Genomic DNA, 21,876 nt, shown 5'->3' with positions numbered 1-21,876 from the left:
GAAGGAGCCCAGAGTGCCGCTCACCCGAAGAGACTTCGTTCAGCGCACGGCGATCACCGGTGCCGGTGTAGCCCTGGCCGGTGCCGTCGACGTACTCGCCACCGCCCCGGGCGCGCTCGCCGCGGACACCCCGGCCACGACCGCCGCCAAGTCGGCGGCCGCCGGCCACCACGCGCCCGAGCTCGGCTACGGCCCGATCGTCGAGGACCCGCAGGGCCTGCTCGGGCTGCCCGCGGGCTTCTCGTACCGGGTCATCACCCGCACCGGCGTCACCACGCTGGAGACCGGTGAGTCCACCCCGTCCAACCACGACGGCACGGCCACCTTCGAGGGCGTGCGCGGTGCGACGCTGCTCGTCAACAACCATGAGCTGCGCGGCAAGCGGGCCGACTGGCCGCACCCGGTGCCGCTCACCGAGGGCCTGGTCTACGATCCGGCGGCAGCCGGCGGCTGCACCGTCGTCGAGGTCGCCAAGCACGGCGGCCACGTGGCCGAGTGGGTCGGCATCGCCGGTACCTCCACCAACTGCGCGGGCGGCGCGACTCCCTGGGGCACCTGGCTGACCTGCGAGGAGACCGAGGACAAGGCCGGCCAGAACGGCATGACCAAGGACCACGGCTACGTCTTCGAGGTCGACCCGTACAGCCGCAGGGCCAACCGCGACCCGAAGCCGATCAAGGCCCTGGGCCGGTACGCGCACGAAGCGGTCGTCGTCGACCCCAAGCGAGGCCACCTGTACCTGACCGAGGACGCATCCGGCCCCAACGGGCTGCTCTACCGCTGGACGCCGCCGGCCGGCTTCCACCACGGCCGCGGGCACCTGGACTCGCTCGGCGACACCGCCGGCGTGCTGCAGGCCTTCAAGTGCTTCGACTCCGGCGGCAAGTTCGTCGACGACCTGTCGCGGGCCACGAAGACCGGCACGGTCTACGGCGTGGACTGGGTCGACGTCCCGGACCGGGACGCGAAGACCGTCTCGGTGCGCAAGCAGTTCGCGGCGGGCGAGGTCACCCGGGCCCGCAAGCTGGAGGGCATGTGGTGGGGTGACGGCGGCACCTACATCGTCTCGTCCTTCGCCCGTGACGAGAGCCCGGTCCACCACGACGGCGCGGTCTGGTTCTACGACCCGAAGCGCCGCACGCTGACCCTCAAGGTGCTGCTCGGCGTCAACGCCGACCCGGGCGCCGACGGCCCGTTCGACGGCCCGGACAACATCACGGTCTCGCCCTACGGCGGCCTGGTCATCGCCGAGGACGGCGAAGGCATCCAGCACCTCTTCGGCGCGCTGGACGACGGCCGGACCTACCCGATCGCCCGCAACGAGCTGAACATCGGCACCGACGTGGAGCCGGCGTACAGCGAGTTCACCGGGGTGACGTTCTCGCCCGACGGGCACACGTTGTTCGCCAACATCCAGGAGCCGGGGATCATGCTCGCGATCACCGGCCCCTGGCGGCGGCAGAAGCACTGCTGACCGGCTGATCGACGCGGGTCCGGGCTACCGCCCGGACGGGCCGGCCGTCGTGGCTAGAGCGCCGCGGCGGCCGGCTTCACCATTCCCTTGGCGCTGCGGGAGTCGATGAAGTCGCCCAGGGCGGTCATCTCCCACTCGCCGGAGAACTGCTTGACCATCTTGCACATCAGGACGCCGGTGCGGGCCTCGCCGTTCGTCAGGTCGAAGCGCACCATTTCCTCGCCGGTGGCGCCGTCCAGGAGCCGGCAGTACGCCTTGGCGACCTTGTTGAACTTCTGCCCGGAGTAGGAGTTGACGGTGAAGACGAGGCCGGTGACCTCGGGCGGCAGCCCGCCGAGGTGGACGGTGATCGTCTCGTCGTCGCCCGCACCCGCGCCGGTGAGGTTGTCGCCGGAGTGCTGGATGGCGCCGTTGATGATGCTGAGCCGGCCGAAGTAGCAGGTCTCGATGTGGTTGCGGGTCGGGCCGTACGCGATGACCGACGCGTCCAGGTCGATGGACCGGCCGCCGGCGGCGGGCTCCCAGCCGAGGCCCAGCCGCACCGAGGACATCAGCGGCTTGCCACCCTTGACCAGCGAGACGGACTGGTTCTTCGTGAGGCTGACCCGGCCCTTGTCCAGGTTGATCTTCGCGGGCGCGGCCGGGGCGGCCGGCGGAGCGGGCGCGGCGGGGGGCTGCGGCGGCAGGGAGGTGGGCATGACGGGCGGCGGGCCGAAGCCCTGCGGGGGAGCGGGCGGCGCCTGGGGGGCCACGGGCGGCTGCGGGACGGCGGCCGGCGCGGCGGCGGGCTCCTCGACGCTCACCCCGAAGTCGGTGGCGATCCCGGACAGCCCGTTGGAGTACCCCTGGCCGACCGCGCGCACCTTCCACGCGCCGCCGCGCCGGTAGACCTCGGCGACCACGAGCGCGGTCTCCGAGCCCAGCCGGGGCGGGGTGAACGTGGCGATGACGCTGCCGCTGTCCGCGTTCCGGACCGTGGCCGTCGGTTCGGTGCCGGCGAAGGTGGCACCCGCCGCGTCCAGGCTCGCCGTCACGACGATCTTCTCGATGCCGTCGGGCACGGTGCCGGTGTCCACGGTGATCGAGTCGGGTCCCGTGCCACGCCCGGACTGGTGGGTCACGCCCGGACCGGACGGCTGGTTGTAGAAGACGAAGTCGTCGTCCGAGCGCACCTTGCCGTCGGCGGTGAGCAGCAGGCCCGAGACGTCGAGCCGCACGGGTGCGGTGACGTCCACCGCGACGCGCGGTACGGAGAGCGGGACATTCGAGCCGGGTGTCATTGCGGTCATGCACCGGTAACGATCGACCCGGCTTTGCGGTTCCATTACCTTGCGTCACCTAAGGAGAATGGCCCAGCCCCGCGCGCCTCCCGCCGAGGTCAGTACGGCCAGATGGGTGGATCGGTGCAGAAGGGGCCGCCCAGGTGGGCGTGGTCGGGGTTGGCCGGGTCGAGTTCGCCCTGCTCGGCGATGAGGGCGGCGGCGTAGGGCTCGGAGTCGTCCTGCGGCTCGTAACCGAGGGTGCGGGCGGTCGTCAGGTCCCACCAGAGGCGGGTGTTCGCCGAACTGCCGTAGGCGACGGTGTGCCGTACGTCCTCGGCGGTGAGCGCGGCGTGCAGCAGCCGGGCGCAGTCGGCCGGGCTCATCCAGACCGACAGCATCCGCACGGAGGTCGGCTCGCGGAAGCAGGAGCCGATGCGCAGCGAGACCGTCTCCAGACCGTGCAGGTCCCAGTAGAGGGACGCGAGGTCCTCGCCGAAGCACTTGGACAGCCCGTAGAAGGTGTCCGGGCGGTGCGGGGTGTCGATGGGGATCAGCGGGTCGTCGCCGGTGGGGCGCGGGGTGAAGCCGACCGCGTGGTTGCTGGAGGCGAACACGACGCGCCGTACGCCTTCCTGGCGCGCCGCCTCGTAGAGGTGGTAGGTCCCTTCGATGTTGGAACGGAGGATCTTCTCGAACGGGGCTTCCAGCGAGATGCCCGCGAGGTGGATGATCGCGTCGACGCCCCGGACCGCCTCGCGCAGCGCGTCGGCGTCCGTGAGATCGGCCGTGATGGCGTCCGGTGCCCCTTCTACGGGCCGGACGTCCAGCAGGCGGAGCTCGTAGCCGTACGCGGGCAGCAGTTCGCGCATCAGGGTGCCCACGCCGCCTGCGGCGCCGGTGAGCAGGATGGTGCGGGGAGCGGGCATCGTTCTCCTCCATGGACATCATTCATATCTATGGACAGGCTAAAGAGCACCCACGGCACCGTCAAGGCACGCCCGTTCGCTTGACCGGCGCGGCTGGACTCGCTTAGCGTGGCAGCGTTCACGAATATGGACGTGAATCAGAAGAGCGCACAGCCAGAAGAGCGCACAGAACTTCAAGGGGATCCGATGACCTCAGCCTCACTTGCCGAGCGCCTCGACGGCCTGCTGTTCTTCCCCGTCACCGCCTACGGCCCGGACGGTGAGCTGGATCTCGACATCTTCCGCGCGCACGTGCGCGAAGGCATCGAAGCGGGTGCGGCGGCGGTCTTCGCGTGCTGCGGTACGGGCGAGTTCCACGCGCTCACCCCCGAGGAGTTCCGCGCCTGCGTCGCCGCGGCCGTCGAGGTCTCGGCCGGGCGAGTACCGGTGGTCGCGGGGGCCGGCTACGGCACCGCGCTCGCGGTGCAGTTCGCGCGGCTGGCGGAGGACGCGGGCGCGGACGGGCTGCTCGCCATGCCGCCCTACCTCGTGGTGCCCGACCAGGCCGGGCTGCTGCGGCACTACTCCGGCCTCGCCGCGGGCACCGGGCTCGACATCATCGTCTACCAGCGCGACAACGCCGTGTTCGAGCCCGAGACCGTCGTCGAACTGGCCAGGATCCCCAACATCATCGGCCTCAAGGACGGCCTCGGCGACCTCGACCTGATGCAGCGGATCGTCAGTGCGGTCCGCAGCGACCTGCCCGAGCGCGACTTCCTCTACTTCAACGGCCTGCCCACCGCCGAACTCACCGGCCTCGCCTACCGCGGCATCGGCGTGCTGCTGTACTCCTCAGCCGTCTTCTGCTTCGCGCCCGAGATCGCCCTCGCCTTCCACAAGGCGCTGAACACCGGCGACGACAAGACCGTCAACCGGCTCATCGACGGCTTCTACCGGCCGCTGGTCGCGCTGCGCAACCAGGGGCGCGGCTACGCGGTCTCGCTGGTCAAGGCCGGCGTCCGGCTGCGCGGCCTGGACGTCGGCGAGGTGCGGTCGCCGCTGGTCGAGCCCTCGCCCGCGCATGTCAAGGAGCTTGCCGAACTGATCGAGCGCGGAATGGCGCTGCTGAGCGACAGCTGACGAACGGGCGCCCGGTGCGACACCATCGGGCACGCGTGTGCCGATCCGCCGTCTGAGGAGCCAAGTTGAGAGCCTCCGCCTTCGTCTACCCGTGGGACGTCGTCGGTGACCCGGATGCCCCGCGCCGGATCGCCGACCTCGGTGTCCAGCAGGTCACGCTCGCCTCCGCCTACCACTCCACCCGCGCCCTGACCCCCCGCCATCCGCGCGGGCGCATCGTCACGGCCCGGCACGCGGCGGTGCTCTACCCGCCGGACCCCAAGCTCTGGAGCGGCCGCTCGCTGCGCCCGTACCCGCAGGCGTGGGTGCCGGCGACGGACGCCTACGGGGAGGCGGCGGCCGCGCTGTCGGCCGCCGGGCTGTCCGTCCACTCATGGGTGGTGCTCGCGCACAACTCCCGGCTGGGCGAGGAGTTCCCGCGCACCTCGGTGCGCAACGCCTACGGCGACCGCTACCCGTGGGCGCCCTGCATCGCCCAGCCCGAGGTACGCGCCTACGCCGTCGATCTCGCGGTGGAGGCGGCGGTCCGGCCAGGGACCGACGGGACCGAGCTGGAGTCCTGCGGCTGGTACGGGGTCGGCCATCTGCACGGGCACGACAAGATCGGCGGAGTGCCGCTGGGCGGGGCGGCGCAGTACCTGATGTCTCTGTGCTTCTGCCGCACCTGCCGGGACGGCTACGCGGGGCTCGGCCTGGACGCCGACGCCCTGCAGAGCGCGGTACGCGCCGCGCTGGTGCCCGTGTGGAACGGCGAACGGGAACCGGGGCCCGCCGACCGCACGGCGGAGTGGGCCGAGATCGAGAAGCTGCTCGGCGCGGACCTGGCGGGCGCGACGCTGGCCTGGCGCGCCATGGTGGCCCGCCACTTCCAGCGCGAGATCGTGGCGGCCGTACGCGTCGGGGCCGGTCCCGGCTTCCAGATCCTGCTGCACGCCGACCCCGGGCCGCACCGCACGGGTGCCAACGTCGGCGTCGACGCGGCGGACGTGCTGTCGCACGCCGACGGCCTGGTCCTGCCCTGCGCCGGCGGCGCGGCCGAGCGTGCTGCCGTGCTGAGCCCGTTCGCGGCCCATGTGCGCCCGGGGACCGTCCTCGCCGCCAACTTCACCGTCGTGGCCGGCATGGGCGGCAGCCCCCGCACCCTGGCCGCCGACGTGGCCCACGCAGCCGGCCTCGGCGCCACCGAGGTGCGGCTCTACCACGCGGGCCTGGCCTCCGACGCGGACCTGCGAGCGGTCCGCTCGGCCCTCTGCGCGCTGGGATCCACTACCGACTTGTAGCTTGCACCGCAGGCCTGTACAACTGCCCTCACGTGCCGAAACAGCCTGTGGGGGGCCCTTCCGTGACCACCGAACCACCCGCTTCCGGGGAGCCGTCCGAGATACCGGACGACGTATGGGAGAAGTTCGTCCAGGACAACGAACGGGAAATCCGGGCGCAGGCTCCCAAGGAGCCCTCGGCACGCGCCCGGATGGTCACCGAACGGCTCCGGCGCGAGGCGGAGCTCGCCGCGCAGCAGCAGAAGAAGAGCAAGCGGTGGGGGCGGAGCGCGAAGGCGAAGCCGCCGGAGCCCGCGGGCTGGCGCACCGGTCCCGCCTGGCGCGAGATGGACGGCCGGGCGTCCCGGCGCCGCCGGCTGCGCGGAGTGCTGGGTGTGGCGCTGGCCCTCGTGGCCCTCCTGGTGGCCCTCAACCCGTCCGCCGCGATGGCATGGCTGCACGGTGACTTCGGCCGTTCCGGCGGTTCCGCGGACTCCACCGACTCCGCCGGCTACCGCTCCGACAGCTCCGGCCGGCCCACCGCCGGCTCCACCACCCTCCCTCCGGAGACCGCGCCGCCCACTGCCGCCCCGTCCGTCGACCCGCTCGCGGACACCCCGACGCTCGCCGAGCCCTTCCGTGGCTCTCCCGCCGTCCAGTACGCCGACGGTGCGGCCGGGATCGTCCTGCCCACGGCCCGGCCGGTCGGTCGGATGTCGCGCAAGCAGGTGGAGTCCGCGCTGAGCAGGACCAAGGAGTTCCTGGTCGACGCGAACCTCAACCCGGCGACGCTGCGCGGGGAGCGCCCGCAGATCGCGATGGGCCTGGTCGACCCCCTGCAGACGGAGATCACCTCGCGCTGGGACGCCTCCTTCCGCAAGCCCGACAAGGAGCACGACCCGTTGCTCGTCGCCAGCCGGTTCAACCCGGCCGAGGTGAAGACGGTCGGCAGCGTGGTCAAGACGCGCGGCCTGGTCACGTTCAAGGAGGGCAGGGCCGGCTCGGTCGCCGTGCACGCCGACATCACCTTCGTCTACGCGGTGACCCGCGCCGACGGCGGATCGGCGGCCGTCTCCCGCACCATCGTCCGGCGCGTGCTGGACTTCGACGTCGCCGACCCCCGCGTCGAGCGGGTGACCGGCGGCAAGCTCTGGGTGGCCGGGTACCGGGACGACATCGGCAACTCGTCCTGCGACGTCTACGACGGCTTCCTGCACCCGAGCATCGGCCCGGACGACACCGCATCCGGCACCCCGGACCCGTCCGGACCGGCGGTCGACCCGTACGACCGCAGCAAGCCCCTCGACGCGAGGGAGGCCTGCGCCCGCTCCACCCGCGTCTGAACCGGGCCTGCCGCGGCCGCACCGGTCATGGCACGGCTATCCGGGAGGCGTGACCAGCGGCGCGAAGGCGGCCAGCGACATCTCGAGGTCCTGCCGTCCGGCATCGTCCGGCGGCAGTGCGGGGAGGCGGACGTCGGCGAATTCCTTCGCCGCCGTCCACACCGCGCCGATGACCGTCTTCACGTCGGAGACGTCGATCGCGGCCTTTCCGGCCGCCATGGTGGTGAGCTGTCCGTCTTTCCTGAGGGAGAACTTCAGGGAGAAGGAGGAGTCGGAACCGATGAAGAGGAAGCCACCACGGCCGGTCCCCACCAATGCGCGCAAACCGTCCAGGAGGTCGGAGACGGCAAGGTAGATCATCATCCCCTGGTCCGGGGTATGACCGCGCGAGGAGACGGACCCGAGACTGCCGGTCACTTCCATATGTCCGAGGTCGAAACCGGACGGCGGTGGTTCATCGTCGTCGGAGAACGTGAATCTCATGCCTCAAAGCTCTTTCCGACCGGGAAGAAGGAGATGACCCGGTTCCCGTCGGTCGAATCGACACTTACCCGGTAAGTGGCGGTGAATCCGTTCACCGTCATCTTCTTCTCGAACGACTGCATCAGTTTATTGGGGTTCTCGGTGATCCGTCGGCCCTTGCGCACCGCCTTGACCGCCGCCTTCTCCACCTGGGCACGGGTGGTGTTGGGAGGCATCAGGTCGCCGGGGCCCTTGGGGTGGTCGCCGGTGATGTGACGGGCGTCGATGTGCTCCCAACCCTCCTTGAGGTTGCCGTTCTCGATACGCGGTTTCGTGCGGCACAGGGCGAGGCCGTAGGGGTCGATCCACGCGGTCGGGTTCGGTACGTACCAGCCGGGGTTCGGACCGCCGTCGAGGCCGAGCGGATCGAGGCTGTGGAAGCGGCCGACCGTCGGGTCGTAGTAGCGGAAGTAGTTGTAGTGCAGGCCCGTCTCGTCGTCGTGGTACTGGCCGGGGAACCGCAGCGGGCAGTCGGTCTCGCCCCGCGGTGCGGGCAGCGGGTTCCCCCACAGGCTGGTGCGCAGGGTCCAGCCGATGTGCCCGTCAGGGGATACGAGTTCGGTCGGGGTACCGAGCAGATCGGTGACGATGCCGTAGAAGCGTTCGTCGAACTCGCCCTGGGACGCGCCCGACAGCGGAATGCGGTCGGTCTGCGCCACGGGCAGACCGCTGCCGGGCGCCCAGTCGAGCGTCAGGGTGCGGTCCTCCACCGAACTCCACTGCTCGGCCAGCAGGGTGCCGTCCCAGGTGAAGTCGGTCCGTTCGAGAACGCTGCCGTCGCCGTCGAGCAGCTGCTTGGCGATCCGCCGGCCCAGTGGGTCGTAGAGATAGCGCCAGTGGCGGCCGTCCGGGGTGATCGCGTCGGTGAGCCGGTCCTCACCGTCCCAGCGGTACTCCCAGGTGCGTGAACCGCCCGAGAGCTGTTTGCGGCTGCGGCGCACGACGCGCCCCTGGGCGTCATGCTCGAACGTCGTCCGGCCCGCCCGGCCGATGAGGGCCTCGGTGAAGGTACGCGTCCCCACCGCACTGGCGTCCTCCGCCTCCGGGTCCGGGGCGGTCGGCCAGTGCGCCTCGGTCAGATTGCCGGCCGTGTCGTACGCGTACCGCTCGGTCCACGCGTCGGCGTGCACGGCGGTCACCCGACCGGCCTGATCCAGGTCGTATCGGCGGTTGCCGCCGGCGCTGTCGTCGACAGCTGTGAGGTAGTCGTCCGCGCGGTAGGTGTACCGCCGGCTCAGCGAGAGCCGGCTGTCCTCGGTGGTCAGGCTCTGGGCGGTGAGCCGGTGGTCGTCGTCCCACTCCCGGCGCAGGGTGGTCGTACCGAGGTGCCGGCCGACCTCCCGCCCGGTCGAGTCGTAGCCGAAGCGGAGCACCTGCCCCGCGGCCCGCAGTGCGATGGGACGGTGGTCGGCGTCGTACTCCCAGGTGCTGACGGCCGCGCCCGGGGTGAGGCGCCGGGTCCGGCGCCCGAGCAGGTCGTAGGTGTTCCGCAGGACGCGGCCGTTGCAGGTCTCGGAGAGGACGCGGCCCGCCGCGTCGAGTTCGAGGAGGACATCCGCGTCGGCGTTGGAGGCCTGGACCATCCGGCCGAGCACGTCGTAGCGGAACGTCGTGACGAGGCCGCCGCAGCTCTGCCCCGTGATGTTGCCGAGGACGTCCCGGGTGTACTCGACGGTCTGTCCGGCGGCGTTGGTGCGCTCGACGAGCTGCCCCGCGGCGTCGTACCGGTAGGACAGGACACGGCCGTTGAAGTCCGTCTCCCGGACGAGGTTGCCCACCGGGTCGTACTCGTAGCTCCAGGTACTGCCCTGCTGGTTGGTGACCCGGGTGAGGCGCAACTCCGTGTCGTAGCCGAATTCCATACGGGAGCCGTCCGGGGCGGCCCTGGCGGTCATCAGGTCGAAGTGGGTGCTCTCGAACCGGTTGACGGCTCCGGTGGGTTCGACGTGCTCCGCCAGATTGCCCTCACCGTCGTACACCCATCGCTCGGTGCCGCCGGCCGGAGTGCGGCGAGAGGTCATCAGGCCCTCGACGGACCAGGTGAAGCGAGTGATGCCGCCGGTGGGGTCGGTGATGGCGATCACCCGTCCCAGCGTGTCGTACGCGTACCGGGTGGGCGACCCGCCGGCGTCCACCATGACGGACGGCTGTCCGGCGGCGTCGCTCTCGATCCGGCGGGTGTTGCCCAGCGCATCGGTCACGGCCGTGACCCGCCCCAGTTCGTCGTAGGCGTGCCGCGTCGTGGCCTCGACCGGGTCGGTGACCGTGAGGAGATTGCCCCGTTCGTCGTAGCCGAAGAGCCAGCGGCTGCCGTCCGGTTCGGTGATCGATTCGGGGAGCCGCAGCGCGTTGTACTCGGCGGTGGTCGTGGTGCTGTCGGGGCGGTGGATCGCGAGCAGGTTGCCCTCGGCATCGCGGGTGTACCGGGTGGTGCGGCCGAGGGGGTCGGTACGCGCCAGCAACTGGTCGCGGCTGTTCCACTCGCTGGTGATGGCGTGACCGAGGGCGTTGATCTCCAGGGTGACCTGGAGATCTTCGTTGTAGTGGAAGGTGGTGGTGTGGCCCAGCGAGTCGGTGTGGACGGTGGCCCGGCGGTCGGTGTCGTAGTCGAAGGTGCCGTTCAGGAAGCCGTCGGATCCGGCGGTGCGGACGCAACGGCCCTCGCTGTCGTACGTGTAGGCGTACGTGGTTCCCTTGCGGTCCTCCCACCCGGTGATCCGGCCGTGGCTGTCGTATGCGAAGCGAGCGGCGCGGCCCGAGGAGTTGACGACCTCGGCCAGATGACCGTTCTCGTCGTAGCCGAAGCGGCCGAGGAGGGTGTCGTCCCCTCCCTGTCGCGCCGCGTCCTGCTCGGGAGTGTTCTCCTGCACCCCGCCGAGCAGGTACAGCGCCGAGATGTGCCCCCCGGAGGTGGCCACGCCGATGCGGTAGGCCGCGTGGCGGATTCCCGTCGGCACCCCGTCGGCGCTGTAGTCGATGTCCATACGGTTGCCGTTGCGGTCACTGAGCGCGCGCAGCGGCAGCTGCACCGGCTGCCCGGAAGCCGTCGGCAAGGTGGGGCCGTTGGGGTCGAAGTGCAGGGTGCGTCCGGTGTCGGGGTCCGTGACGGTGACGATTCCGGCCGGCGAGCCGTCCCACACCAGCGGCCAGCGCGGCCCGGCGACCGGCAGCACCGGCACATCGCGGGCCGGCACCGGGTACTGCAGCAGCATGCCGTCGTCGGCGACGAAGCAGATTCCCTGGCCGTCCAGTTCCAGCCGCTGGTCGAGGGTCGAGGCCCAGGACGGGCCGAACCACCGGCCGGCCCGGTAGGAGGAGACGTGCGCGCGCTCCAGCAGGACCGGGAGGATCCCCGGCAGCTCGACGTCGACCTGCGGCAGCACCATCTCGCCCGTGACCACGTCGATGGGGTCGCTCTTGCACCGCCGCTCGCCCATGCGCTTCGCTGCCTGACGCACGCCTTGAGCGCCCTTGCGCATGGCGCCCGCGATGTCACCGAGGTGGCTGCCCATGCCCTTCATCAGCTTGGGCAGGTTCTTGGCCATCTTGAGGAGGCCGCCGGCGGTGGTCAGGCCCTTGAAGCCGGGTATGCAGTCCATCGCGGCGAACAGCACGTCCCACAAGGACGCTTTGCCCTGGGCGTATTTGACGAGGGTGTCGGCGAGGACGACGAGGGCGGCGGCCAGCACGATCCAGGCGAGTGGCCCGCCGATGATCATCACCAGGATGCCGAGGACGGCGACGATGACCTTGCAGACCGCGACGATCTCGTCCCAGTGGTCGGCGACCCAGTCGACCGCCTTCTCCCACCAGTGCTTGTTCTTGATCCCCGCGTCCGACGCTTCGTGCAGGGCGTGTTCGGCGGTGCTCGCGGCGGTGTCCCGCAGATGCGCCGCCTGCGCGGCCAGTTCCTTGGCCGCGTCCAGGCGCTGCTGGGCGTCGTGGACGGCGGTGTTCGCGGACTTCTGCGCGTTCGAGGCGTCCAACGCGTTACGGGTGGCGGTGCGGACCTCCTCGGCGGACGGCGGCTCCGCGCCGGGCTTGGGGTCGGCCTGGTACTCCTTGGATTTGTCCCCGGCCCGCTTCACCCAGTCGTTCGCGTTCGTCTGGGTCGTCTTGGCGGCATCCAGGTCCTGCCGGGCGGTGCGGCCCTGGGCCAGCGCCCGGTCCGCGTCCGACTGCGCCGTCTCCAACTTCGGCCAGTACGTGCCCAACGCCCCCGAGGCCAGCCGGTAGGACTTCTCCAACTTCTCCAGCTCGCCCGGCAGATCACCGAACTGCTCCCGGTAGGCGTCACCCGACAGACCCGCCCAGTCCTGCACCGCGTTGTTGCCGCTCAGCCCGCGCACCGAGCGCAGTGCGGAGGACACGTCGTCGGCGAAATCGCCCAGCTTGCGGGCGAGTTCCTTCACCTCGTACGGATCCCCGGGAACCGGATCCCGGTCCAGATCCAGCACATGCCAATCCGTCGGACGATTCGCCACGTTGTTCCCCCGTGTGTGATCAACTCCGCCTTGATTCTTGCACTTTGGGTGCGGGGGTGATCGGGCGATGGGCGGGTCGTCGACGTTTTGTGACGATCAGAACGTCAGAGCCTGCGGGTGGCCAGGGTCAGGCGGTCGCGGGCGTCGAAGAGGGCGTCCTTGATCATCTGCTCATGGGAGGGGGTCAGCCGGGCCACCGGGACGGAGCAGCTGACCGCGTCGCGGGCCGGGGTGCGGTACGGGATGGCGATGCCGAAGCAGCGCAGGCCGAGGGTGTTCTCCTCGCGGTCGACGGCGAAACCCTGCTCCCGGATGACCGCGAGTTCCTCGATGAGCTTCTCGCGGTCGGTGTGGGTGTGCTCGGTGAGGGGTTCGAGCGTCTCGGGGAGCATCTTGCGGACCTGTTCGTCGGAGTACGTGGCGAGCAGCGCCTTGCCGAGCGAGGTGGAGTGGGCCGGGAGGCGGCGGCCGACGCGGGTGAAGGGCCGCAGGTAGTGCTGGGACTGGCGGGTCGCGAGATAGACGACGCTGGTGCCGTCCAGCCGCGCGAGGTGGATGGTCTCGCTGGTGTCGTCGGAGAGCCGGTCAAGGGTGGGGCGGGCGGCTGCGACGACCTCGTCACCGTCGATGTACGAGGTGCCGACGAGCAGTGCGCGGACACCGATCCCGTAACGCGTTCCGGTGGCATCGGTCTCGATCCAGCCGAGCTCGACTAGGGTGCGCAGCAGCATGTAGAGGCTGGACTTGGGGTAGCCGACGGATTCCTGTACGGCCGCGAGGCTGTGCATTCCGGGGCGTCCCGCGAAGAATTCCAGCAGCTCGACCGTGCGGACCGCGGACTTGACCTGAGAACCGCCACCGTCGCCAGCAGACATCGTCCTGACCCCTCTTGTTCGGCCCCGGACCCTGCAAGTAGGCTCCGGAATGGTTCAAAGATTCATAAGTGAAGACACTGTTCAGCATATCGAACAGTGGCTGATCCGCATGAGGCAAATCTGGAGGTTCCCCCGGTGGCTGTTCCAGTCTGGTCCGTCGACCCCCGTACCGGGAAGCAGCGGGAGCAGGTGGCGGACGAGGCCACCACGCAGGAGGTCGACGCCGCCGTCCGCGCCGCGGCCGCCGCGGCGCCCGCGCTCGCCGACCGCAGCGTACGCGCCCGGCTGCTGCGCACCGCCGCGGACCTCCTGGAGGAGGCCGGCCCGCAGGTCCTGGAGGCGGCCGACGCCGAGACGGCGCTCGGCCCCGGCCGGCTGACCGGCGAGCTCGCCCGCACCACCTTCCAGCTGCGCGCGTTCGCCGACATCGTCGACGAGGGCGCCTTCCTGGACGTCGTCATCGACCACGCGGACCCGGCGGCGAAGCCCGCCCCCCGCCCCGACCTGCGGCGCTACAAGATCCCGCTCGGCGTGGTCGCGGTCTACTCGGCCAGCAACTTCCCGCTGGCCTTCTCCGTCCCCGGCGGCGACACCGCGAGCGCGCTGGCCGCCGGCTGCCCGGTCGTCGTCAAGGCGCACCCGGACCACCCGGCCACCTCCGAGCTGTGCGCGAGCGTGCTGCGCCGCGCCGCCGTCCGGGTCGGGCTGCCCGCCGACGTCGTCTCCGTCGTCCACGGCTTCCAGGCCGGGATCGACCTCATCAAGCACCCGCTGGTCAGCGCCGCCGGATTCACCGGCTCGGTGCGCGGCGGGCGGGCGCTCTTCGACGCGGCCGCGGCCCGTCCCAAGCCGATCCCGTTCCACGGCGAGCTGGGCAGCCTCAACCCGGTCGTGATCACCGAGGCCGCGGCGGACGAGCGGGCCGAGCAGATCGGCGCGGGACTCGCCGGGTCCATGACGCTGGGCGTCGGCCAGTTCTGCGTCAAGCCCGGACTGGTGCTGGCCCCGGCCGGCGCGGCGGGCGACCGGCTGCTCAAGGCCGTCACCGCGGCCGTCAGCGACTCGGACGCGGGCGTGCTGCTCGATGTCCGGATGCGCGACGCCTTCGTCGCCGGCGTCGAGGCCAGGGCCGCGCTCCCCGGCGTCGAGGCCCCGGTGACGCCGGGCTCCGGCGGCGAGCACACCGTCAGCGCCGGATACCTCACCGTTCTCGCCGACCGGCTGGCCGGGGAAGGCCCGCACGATCTGCTGCTGGAGGAGTGCTTCGGCCCGGTGACGGTCGTGGCGCGCTACGAGGACCGCGCCCAGATCACCGCTGTGCTGGAGCGGCTGCCCGGCAACCTCACCGCCACCGTCCACATCGGTGAGGAGGAGGCCGGACAGGAGGACGGTCCGGCCACCGCGCTGCTCGCCGAGCTCACCCCGCTGGCGGGCCGGCTGCTCGTCAACGGCTGGCCGACCGGCGTCGCCGTCGCCCCCGCCCAGCACCACGGCGGCCCGTACCCGGCGACCACGTCGACCTCCACCTCGGTCGGCGGGACCGCCATCGAGCGCTGGCTGCGCCCGGTCGCGTACCAGGACACCCCGGTCGCGCTGCTCCCCGCCGAGCTGCGCGACGACAACCCGCTCAACCTGCCACGCCGCTTCGACGGCCGGCTGGAGATCTGACGGTGGTCCGAATCGGGTCCGCGGTGCCGGAGCCGAAGGAGCACCAAGAGCTGAGCGAACCGACGGAGCTGAGGGCGCTGCATGAGCTGCCCTTCGGGATGCGGGCGTACGGTCCGGCCGCCGACCCGCGCTACGAGGACGGCGCGCTCGTCCTCACCGCGGGTCCCGGCCAGGACCGCTTCGTGCACCCCGGCCGGGAGCCGAAGGTGCCGGCCGCCGACGCGCCCCGGCTGCTCGGCACCCCACCGGAGGGCGACTTCCAGCTGATCGCCCGGGTGACGGCCGGGCTGCGCGCGGCGGGAGACGCCGGAGCGCTCTACCTCCAGGTCGCCGACGACCAGTGGGCGAAGCTCTGCCTGGAACTGTCGCCCGCCCGGTACACCGTGGTCTCGGTCGTCACCCGAGGCAGCTCCGACGACGCCAACAGCTGGGAAGTGGACGGGGATCACGTCTGGCTGCGGATCACCCGCACCGGCCGGGCCTTCGCCTTCCACGCCTCGGACGACGGCGAACGGTGGACGTTCGTCCGGCTCTTCGCCCTCGGCACGCGGCAGCAGGCGGCCGCCGCGAGCGTCGGATTCATGACGCAGTGCCCGTCGCCGGACGCCGAAGGGTGCACGGCGGTCTTCGACCGGCTCACCTTCCGGTCCGGTGCGCCAGGGGACCTGCGCGACGGCAGCTGAAATGCTCTGCGGGGGACGGGCTGCCCGAAGGAGTCCGTCCCCCGCAGAGCATGCCTGGCTACGGCACCGGGGTGAAGTCCCGTGCGCCGATGAACTCCGGCCGCCGCACCGGCGCCGCGAACGGCTCCACCGCGGCGTTCTCCACGCTGTTGAAGACGATGAAGACGTTGCTGCGCGGGAACGGCGTGATGTTGTCGCCGGAGCCGTGCATGCAGTTGCAGTCGAACCAGGTCGCCGACCCCGCCGCGCCGGTGAAGAGCTTGATGCCGTGCTCCCCGGCGAGTTCGGTGAGCGCCTCGTCGGACGGGGTGCCGGCGTCCTGCATCTGCAGCGACTGCTTGTAGTTGTCCTTCGGCGTCTCGCCCGAGCAGCCGAGGAACGTACGGTGCGAGCCGGGCATGATCATCAGCCCGCCGTTGGTGTCATGGTTCTCGGTCAGCGCGACCGAGACGGAGACCGTGCGCATCCCGGGCAGCCCGTCCTCGGCGTGCCAGGTCTCGAAGTCCGAGTGCCAGTAGAACCCCGACGCCCCGAAGCCCGGCTTGACGTTGATGCGGCTCTGGTGGACGTAGACGTCGGAACCGAGGATCTGCCTCGCGCGGTCCGCGAGCCGGGGATCGCGCACCAGCTCGGCGAAGACCTCGCTGATCCGGTGCACCTCGAAGACCGAGCGGATCGCCCCGGACTTCGGCTCGACGATCGCGCGGGGGTCGGCCCGGACCGCCGGATCGGCGCACAGCCGGTCCAACTCCTGGCGGTAACGGTCCACTTCGCCGGGCATCAGCAGCTGGTCGACGGTGAGGAAGCCGTCCCGGTCGTAGCCGCGCAGCTCGGCCGGCTGGATCGGACCCGGGGTGCCGTACTCGGACCACACGACCGGGTCCTGGCGCGGAGTGGTGACCTCGGAGGCACCGCGCGTCGGGTACCGGCTGGTGATGCTGTCGGTGGTGGTCGTCGTCATGACGTCAGGCTCCTTCGGTCTCGGTCGTCTCGGTCCCGTTCCGGGTCCTGGTACGGGTCGTGGTCGTGGTTGTGGCCGTGCCCCCGGTCTCCGTCAGCAGCGGGTAGACCCCGTTCTCGTCGTGCACCTCGCGCCCGGTGACGGGTGGGTTGAAGACGCAGACGAACCGCAGATCGGTCTTGGGGCGCATGGTGTGCCGCTCGTGGCCGTCGAGCAGGTAGAGCGTGCCCGGGGAGATCCAGTGGGTCTCCCCGGTCTCGTCGTTGGTCAGCTCGCCCTCACCGTCGACGCACAGCACCGCCTCGATGTGGTTGGCGTACCACATGGACGTCACGGTCCCGGCGTACATCACCGTCTCGTGCATCGAGAAGCCCACGCCCTCGGCGGCGAGGATGATGCGCTTGCTGCGCCAGGTGCCGGTCTCGGCGGTCACATCGCGGTCGGTGCCCTCGATGTCCTTGAAGGATCGGACGATCACGTGCCTGCCTCTGCTTTCTTTCCGTTCGTGGTCGGGCCCCGGTGCGGATCGGGGCGGTCTCAGAGGGTTTCGCCGACGACGTCGCTCACGGCCCGGGTGAGGGTGCGCAGCCCCTCGTCCAGCTCGTCGGGGGTGATGGTCAGGGCCGGCAGCAGCTTGACGACCTCGCTGCGCGGGCCGGAGGTCTCCAGCAGCATCCCCAGCTCGAAGGCGCGGGCGCAGATCCGGCCGGCGAGCGACGGGTCGATGAACTGCAGCCCCCAGGCCAGGCCGCGGCCCCGGTACTCGGCGCCCGCGCGTGCCTGCGCGGTGCAGATCTCCCGCAGCGCCGTCTCGACCTGCTCGCCACGCATCACCGTCTGCTTCTCCAGCTGGCCGTCGGCCCAGTAGGCGTCCAGCGCGGCGGTGGCGGTGACGAACGCCGGGTTGTTGCCGCGGAAGGTGCCGTTGTGCTCGCCCGGCTCCCAGATGTCCAGTTCCGGCTTGAAGAGCGCGAGGGACATCGGCATGCCGTAGCCGCTGATGGACTTGGAGAGCGTGACGATGTCCGGCGTGATCCCGGCCTCCTCGAAGGAGAAGAACGCGCCGGTACGGCCGCAGCCCATCTGGATGTCGTCGACTATCAGCAGCATGTCTCGGCGCTTGCACAGGTCGGCCAGGGCACGCAGCCACTCCGGACGGGCGACGTTGATGCCGCCCTCGCCCTGGATCGTCTCGACGATCACGGCGGCCGGCTGGTTGAGGCCGGAACCCTGGTCCTCCAGCAGCCGCTCGAACCACAGGAAGTCAGGCACCCGGCCGTCGAAGTAGTTGTCGAACGGCATCGGGGTGCCGTGCACCAGCGGGATGCCCGCGCCGGCCCGCTTCATCGAGTTGCCGGTGACGGCGAGCGAGCCGAGCGACATGCCGTGGAAGGCGTTGGTGAAGGAGACGATCGACTCGCGGCCCTTGACCTTGCGGGCCAGCTTGAGCGCCGCTTCGACGGCGTTGGTGCCGGTCGGGCCGGGGAACATCACCTTGTACTCCAGGCCGCGCGGCTCCAGGACCACCTGCTGGAAGCGCTCCAGGAAGGTGCGCTTCGCGGTGGTGCTCATGTCCAGGCCGTGGGTTACGCCATCACGTTCCAGATAGTCCAGCAGCGCGCGTTTGAGCACCGGGTTGTTGTGCCCGTAGTTGAGCGCACCGGCGCCGGAGAAGAAGTCGAGATACGCGTGGCCGTCCTCGTCGTACATGACGCTGCCCTGCGCGCGGTCGAAGACGACGGGCCAGCTGCGGCAGTAGCTGCGGACCTCCGACTCGAGGGAATCGAAGACGGACAGGTCGGGAGGGGTGATGGTCACTGTGCCTGCTTTCGTGAGGGGCAGCGCGATGGGGGCAGCGCGATGGGGGCGGTGCGAAGTTCAGGGGCGGTGCGAAGTCGGGGGGTGGGGGGAGCGGGCGCGGTGGCGTCAGGCCGGCGGGCCGATGCGGAACAGCTCCTCGGACCCGTGCCCGTCGGGGAACAGGGCCCCGGGGAAGAGGACCTCCCGTTCGACCGGCACGCCGTGGCGCTCGGCGAAGGAGGTGAACAGCCGCTGCGAGGCGGCGTTGTCCGGCGTGATCGTGGTCTCGAGTCGGCGGACGTCGTCGACGGCGACGCGTGCGGCGAGATGGTCGAGCATGGCCGCGGCGACGCCGCGACCGCGCTGCGCCTCATCGACGGCCACCTGCCAGACGACCAGCGTCTGCGGCTCCTCGGGACGGATGTATCCAGTCACGAAGCCCACCGGGGCGCCGTCGGTGTCACGGGCCACCACCGAGGTGCCGGCGAAGTCGCGGCACCACAGGAGATAGCTGTACGAGGAGTTGAGGTCGAGCGTCCGTGAATCGCGGGCGATGCGCCACATCGCGCCGCCGTCCTCGACGGTGGGGGTGTCGAGGAATGCGGGGGCGATCGGCGCCTTCAATTCCGTAGCGGCGTTCATGCGGAATGAACTTACCGAGCAGAAAGTGGAATTGCATGGGGCAAAGGTCTTTACGCGTCCGGCCGGCCGTGTTATCGCGCGGGCGGGTGCACGTGGCCGAATCGGCGGTGAGACCTGCGTGTTTGTCCGGATATTACCGGGCGATTCGATCTTGGTGTGGAGTCCGTCACATCACCGGAACCGCCCGGAAGTATTAACGAAATTTAGGCGTTTAGCCTTCCGGAGGCTGGGCAGAAGCCATTCGGAAGAATGCCTACGGAGAATTCACCCTGAACGGGCCGCGGAAAGGGTGAATTCCCCGTGGATGTTTTCTTTGTGCCGCCCGGAAGTGCGGGACTGTCGGGAACTACTCGGAGAGCGCCGTACCCAGCGCAGCCAGGCTCCGCGCGACCACGGTGGGATCCGCGTCGGGACCGTAGTGGTTGACGCGGATCATCTCCTTGGCGAGCGCGCCGCCGCCCGCGACCAGCGGGACCGACGGGTCCAGGGCGAGCGCCCGTGCCACCAGGGCGGTGGCGTCGGTGCCGGCGGGCACCCGCAGCGTCGTCGCGACCGGCGCGGCGTCACGGACCTCGCGCACGTACGGCTCCAGGCCGCCGCCGAGCGCGAGCGCGCCCTCGCGGGTCGCGGCGGCGGCCGCCCGGTGCCGGGCGATCACCGTGTCCAGGCCATCGGCGTCGATCCGCTCCAGGCACGCCTCCAGCGCCAGCATCTCCAACTGCGCCGGCGCGTGCGGCAGCGCGGCGCGGCCGGTGTCGATCCAGCGCTCCTTCCAGTCCAGGAGGGAGAGGTACGAGCGGCGCGGCGCCGAAGGGTTGGCCGCCATCCGCTCCCAGGCGCGGGCGCCGACCGAGACCGCCGACACGCCCGCGGGGCCGCCCATCGCCTTCTGCGCGCCGATCACGCACAGGTCCACGCCCCACGCGTCCGGCAGCAGCGGTTCCGCGGCCACCGACGCCACCGCGTCCAGCATGAACAGCGCGCCGTGCGCGCGCACCACCTCGCCGATCTCCGCCACCGGGTTCGTGTTGCCGGTGGCCGCCTCGGCGTGCACCAGCGAGACGAAGTCGATCTCCGGGTGCTCCGCCAGCGCGCGCTCCACCTGCTCGGCGGTGACCGCGCCGTGGAACGGCACCGCCAGGTCGACGACCTCGGCACCGGCGTCGCGCAGCCAGTCGCCGAACGTCTTCCCGTAGGGGCCGGTCACCACGTTGAGCGCCGCGGAGCCGGGTCGGGCGCCGCCGCGGATGCAGCCCTCCAGGGGCAGCAGCGCCTCGCCCTGGGTGATGACGACGTCCTGCTCGGTGTCCAGCAGCGCCGCGACACGCCGTTCGATCCCGGCGAAGCGGGCGGCGGTCAGCGGGGGCAGGTCCAGGAGGGGGTGCGTCACGATGCGTCTCTTCCGTACGGATGAAGGCCCGGGAAAGCCGTGGTGGGCCTGAGGGTGCCTTCGCGAGCGTACCTTCGACCTTTTAGGGTGCTGGGCATGAGTGTCATGGGTGATCGCGGTGCGCTGCACGTCAAGGGCCGGGTGCTGGTCGGCCCCGAGGACGTCAGGGACGAGGTGTGGGTGCTGGACGGCCGGATCTCCTACCACCGGCCGGCCGGAGTGCGCGAGGTGACCACCGTCGAGGGCTGGGCGCTGCCCGGCCTCGTCGACGCGCACTGCCACGTCGGCCTCGACACGCACGGCCCGGTGGACGCGGAGACCGCGGAGAAGCAGGCGCTGACCGACCGCGACGCCGGCGCCCTGCTGCTGCGCGACGCCGGGTCGCCGTCCGACACCCGCTGGATCGACGACCGCGAGGACCTGCCGCGCATCATCCGCGCCGGCCGGCACATCGCGCGCACCCGCCGCTACATCCGCAACTACGCGCACGAGATCGAGCCCGGCGATCTGACGGCGTACGTCCGCCAGGAGGCGCGGCGCGGCGACGGCTGGGTGAAGCTCGTCGGCGACTGGATCGACCGCGAGGCCGGTGACCTCACGGCCTGCTGGCCGCGCGGCGCCCTGGAGGAGGCCATCGCCGCCGCCCACGAGGAGGGTGCCCGGGTCACCGCGCACTGCTTCGCGGAGGACTCGCTGCGGGACCTCGTGGAGGCGGGTATCGACTGCATCGAGCACGCCACCGGACTGACCGAGGACACCATCCCGCTCTTCGCGGAACGTGGTGTCGCCATCGTCCCGACCCTCGTCAACATCGCGACGTTCCCGTCGATGGCGGTCGGCGGCGAGTCCAAGTTCCCCCGCTGGGCGGCCCATATGCGCCGGCTGCACGAGCGCCGCTACGACACGGTGCGGGCCGCGCACGACGCCGGGATCCGGATCTTCACCGGTACCGACGCGGGCGGTTCGCTGGCCCACGGCCTGGTCGCGGACGAGGTCGCCGAGCTCGTCACGGCGGGCCTCTCACCGATCGAGGCGCTCTCCGCCTCGACCTGGGGCGCCCGTGAATGGCTCGGCCGCGACGGGCTGACCGAGGGCGCCTCCGCCGATCTGATCGTCTACGCCGCCGACCCGCGCGCGGATGTACGGGTGTTGGCCGATCCGCGGCGCATCGTGCTGCGCGGACGTGTGGTGGGTTGACGCAGCGTTACGCGGAGCGGGTGCGGATCGTTGAGCACCCCCGCGTACGCCTCGGCGCGTCAACGGAGGTGGGGGCGTCATCACGTGGCACGGGTGACGGGTGGGAACGGCCGTGCAGCAAGATTCGAAGATAATGCCGGAAACCACCCGTATGGGTGAACTAGCTTCAGGTAGTCGCCACTTCACTCTCAGTGCGTAAATATGGCGGGACCGAGGTCACCGGCGGTCGCGTTGTCCCCTCAAGCGGCGCCGCTGACTCCAAGCCACTCGT

16 protein-coding genes and 1 pseudogene are annotated in these 21,876 nt (G+C 71.0%); 7 read left to right on the top strand and 10 right to left on the bottom strand.

From position 1 onward, the window contains the following. The first annotated feature begins 13 nt into the window (after positions 1–13). Complete coding sequence (locus AC07DC_RS25930) at positions 14–1,474, top strand: alkaline phosphatase PhoX (RefSeq protein ID WP_478916884.1); 1,461 nt, start codon at positions 14–16, stop codon at positions 1,472–1,474. Between the two features lie 53 nt (positions 1,475–1,527). On the opposite strand, the gene AC07DC_RS25925 is transcribed toward AC07DC_RS25930, so the two are convergent. Then, positions 1,528–2,754 carry a TerD family protein gene (locus AC07DC_RS25925; RefSeq protein WP_478917116.1) on the bottom strand — a complete coding sequence of 409 codons (1,227 nt, stop codon included), beginning with the start codon at positions 2,752–2,754 and terminating at the stop codon, positions 1,528–1,530. Positions 2,755–2,852: 98 nt separating this feature from the next. Further along, a complete protein-coding gene (locus AC07DC_RS25920) occupies positions 2,853–3,662 on the bottom strand; it encodes an NAD-dependent epimerase/dehydratase family protein (RefSeq protein ID WP_478916883.1) in 810 nt (269 codons plus the stop codon). Positions 3,663–3,848: 186 nt separating this feature from the next. On the opposite strand from AC07DC_RS25920, the gene AC07DC_RS25915 reads away from it, so the two are divergent. From AC07DC_RS25915 to AC07DC_RS25905, 3 genes are all read left to right on the top strand, one after another. Beyond that, positions 3,849–4,781 carry a 5-dehydro-4-deoxyglucarate dehydratase gene (locus AC07DC_RS25915; protein ID WP_478916882.1) on the top strand — a complete coding sequence of 311 codons (933 nt, stop codon included), beginning with the start codon at positions 3,849–3,851 and terminating at the stop codon, positions 4,779–4,781. Positions 4,782–4,846: 65 nt separating this feature from the next. After that, the gene (locus tag AC07DC_RS25910) at positions 4,847–6,061 is read left to right on the top strand and encodes a hypothetical protein (RefSeq protein WP_478916881.1); all 1,215 of its coding nucleotides are present in this window, start codon (positions 4,847–4,849) and stop codon (positions 6,059–6,061) included. 62 nt (positions 6,062–6,123) lie between these two features. Further along, on the top strand, positions 6,124–7,383 hold the full coding sequence (locus AC07DC_RS25905) for a hypothetical protein (RefSeq protein ID WP_478916880.1): 1,260 nt from the start codon (positions 6,124–6,126) through the stop codon (positions 7,381–7,383). Positions 7,384–7,419: 36 nt separating this feature from the next. Here the strand turns inward: AC07DC_RS25905 and AC07DC_RS25900 are convergent, their stop codons facing one another. The 3 genes from AC07DC_RS25900 to AC07DC_RS25890 all read right to left on the bottom strand — a co-directional run bounded on the left by AC07DC_RS25900 (position 7,420) and on the right by AC07DC_RS25890 (position 13,264). Then, positions 7,420–7,866, bottom strand: a complete 447-nt coding sequence (locus AC07DC_RS25900; protein WP_478916879.1) for a hypothetical protein — start codon at positions 7,864–7,866, stop codon at positions 7,420–7,422. After that, positions 7,863–12,362: an RHS repeat-associated core domain-containing protein gene (locus tag AC07DC_RS25895; protein WP_478916878.1), complete on the bottom strand. Its 4,500-nt coding sequence runs from the start codon at positions 12,360–12,362 to the stop codon at positions 7,863–7,865. Before AC07DC_RS25895 ends, AC07DC_RS25900 begins: the two co-directional genes overlap by 4 nt. A gap of 131 nt (positions 12,363–12,493) precedes the next feature. Next, positions 12,494–13,264: an IclR family transcriptional regulator gene (locus tag AC07DC_RS25890; protein WP_478916876.1), complete on the bottom strand. Its 771-nt coding sequence runs from the start codon at positions 13,262–13,264 to the stop codon at positions 12,494–12,496. Between the two features lie 135 nt (positions 13,265–13,399). Here AC07DC_RS25890 and AC07DC_RS25885 point away from each other — a divergent pair, with 135 nt between their 5' ends. Continuing rightward, positions 13,400–14,932: an aldehyde dehydrogenase (NADP(+)) gene (locus AC07DC_RS25885; RefSeq protein WP_478916875.1), complete on the top strand. Its 1,533-nt coding sequence runs from the start codon at positions 13,400–13,402 to the stop codon at positions 14,930–14,932. Between the two features lie 98 nt (positions 14,933–15,030). After that, entirely contained in the window at positions 15,031–15,615 is a 585-nt protein-coding gene (locus AC07DC_RS25880; RefSeq protein ID WP_478917115.1) for a DUF1349 domain-containing protein, read from the top strand. Between the two features lie 58 nt (positions 15,616–15,673). Here AC07DC_RS25880 and thpD read toward each other — a convergent pair whose 3' ends face one another. The 5 genes and pseudogenes from thpD to AC07DC_RS25855 all read right to left on the bottom strand — a co-directional run bounded on the left by thpD (position 15,674) and on the right by AC07DC_RS25855 (position 20,408). Beyond that, positions 15,674–16,576 carry an ectoine hydroxylase gene (gene thpD, locus AC07DC_RS25875; RefSeq protein ID WP_478916874.1) on the bottom strand — a complete coding sequence of 301 codons (903 nt, stop codon included), beginning with the start codon at positions 16,574–16,576 and terminating at the stop codon, positions 15,674–15,676. 82 nt (positions 16,577–16,658) lie between these two features. Further along, positions 16,659–17,054 (bottom strand): annotated as a pseudogene (locus tag AC07DC_RS25870) (ectoine synthase); the annotation flags it as partial. A gap of 59 nt (positions 17,055–17,113) precedes the next feature. Beyond that, complete coding sequence (gene ectB / locus AC07DC_RS25865) at positions 17,114–18,394, bottom strand: diaminobutyrate--2-oxoglutarate transaminase (RefSeq protein WP_478916873.1); 1,281 nt, start codon at positions 18,392–18,394, stop codon at positions 17,114–17,116. A gap of 108 nt (positions 18,395–18,502) precedes the next feature. Continuing rightward, the gene (ectA, locus tag AC07DC_RS25860) at positions 18,503–19,018 is read right to left on the bottom strand and encodes a diaminobutyrate acetyltransferase (protein ID WP_478916872.1); all 516 of its coding nucleotides are present in this window, start codon (positions 19,016–19,018) and stop codon (positions 18,503–18,505) included. A gap of 346 nt (positions 19,019–19,364) precedes the next feature. After that, complete coding sequence (locus tag AC07DC_RS25855) at positions 19,365–20,408, bottom strand: pyridoxal-phosphate-dependent aminotransferase family protein (RefSeq protein WP_478916871.1); 1,044 nt, start codon at positions 20,406–20,408, stop codon at positions 19,365–19,367. Between the two features lie 105 nt (positions 20,409–20,513). Between AC07DC_RS25855 and AC07DC_RS25850 the strand changes: the two genes are divergently transcribed. After that, a complete protein-coding gene (locus tag AC07DC_RS25850) occupies positions 20,514–21,605 on the top strand; it encodes an amidohydrolase family protein (RefSeq protein ID WP_478917114.1) in 1,092 nt (363 codons plus the stop codon). Positions 21,606–21,876 lie beyond the last annotated feature (271 nt).

Source organism: Streptomyces sp. NPDC045021 (assembly GCF_056432645.1).
Note: the sequence above shows the minus strand (reverse complement) of the source record. Positions and strands in the feature narration are given on the sequence as shown.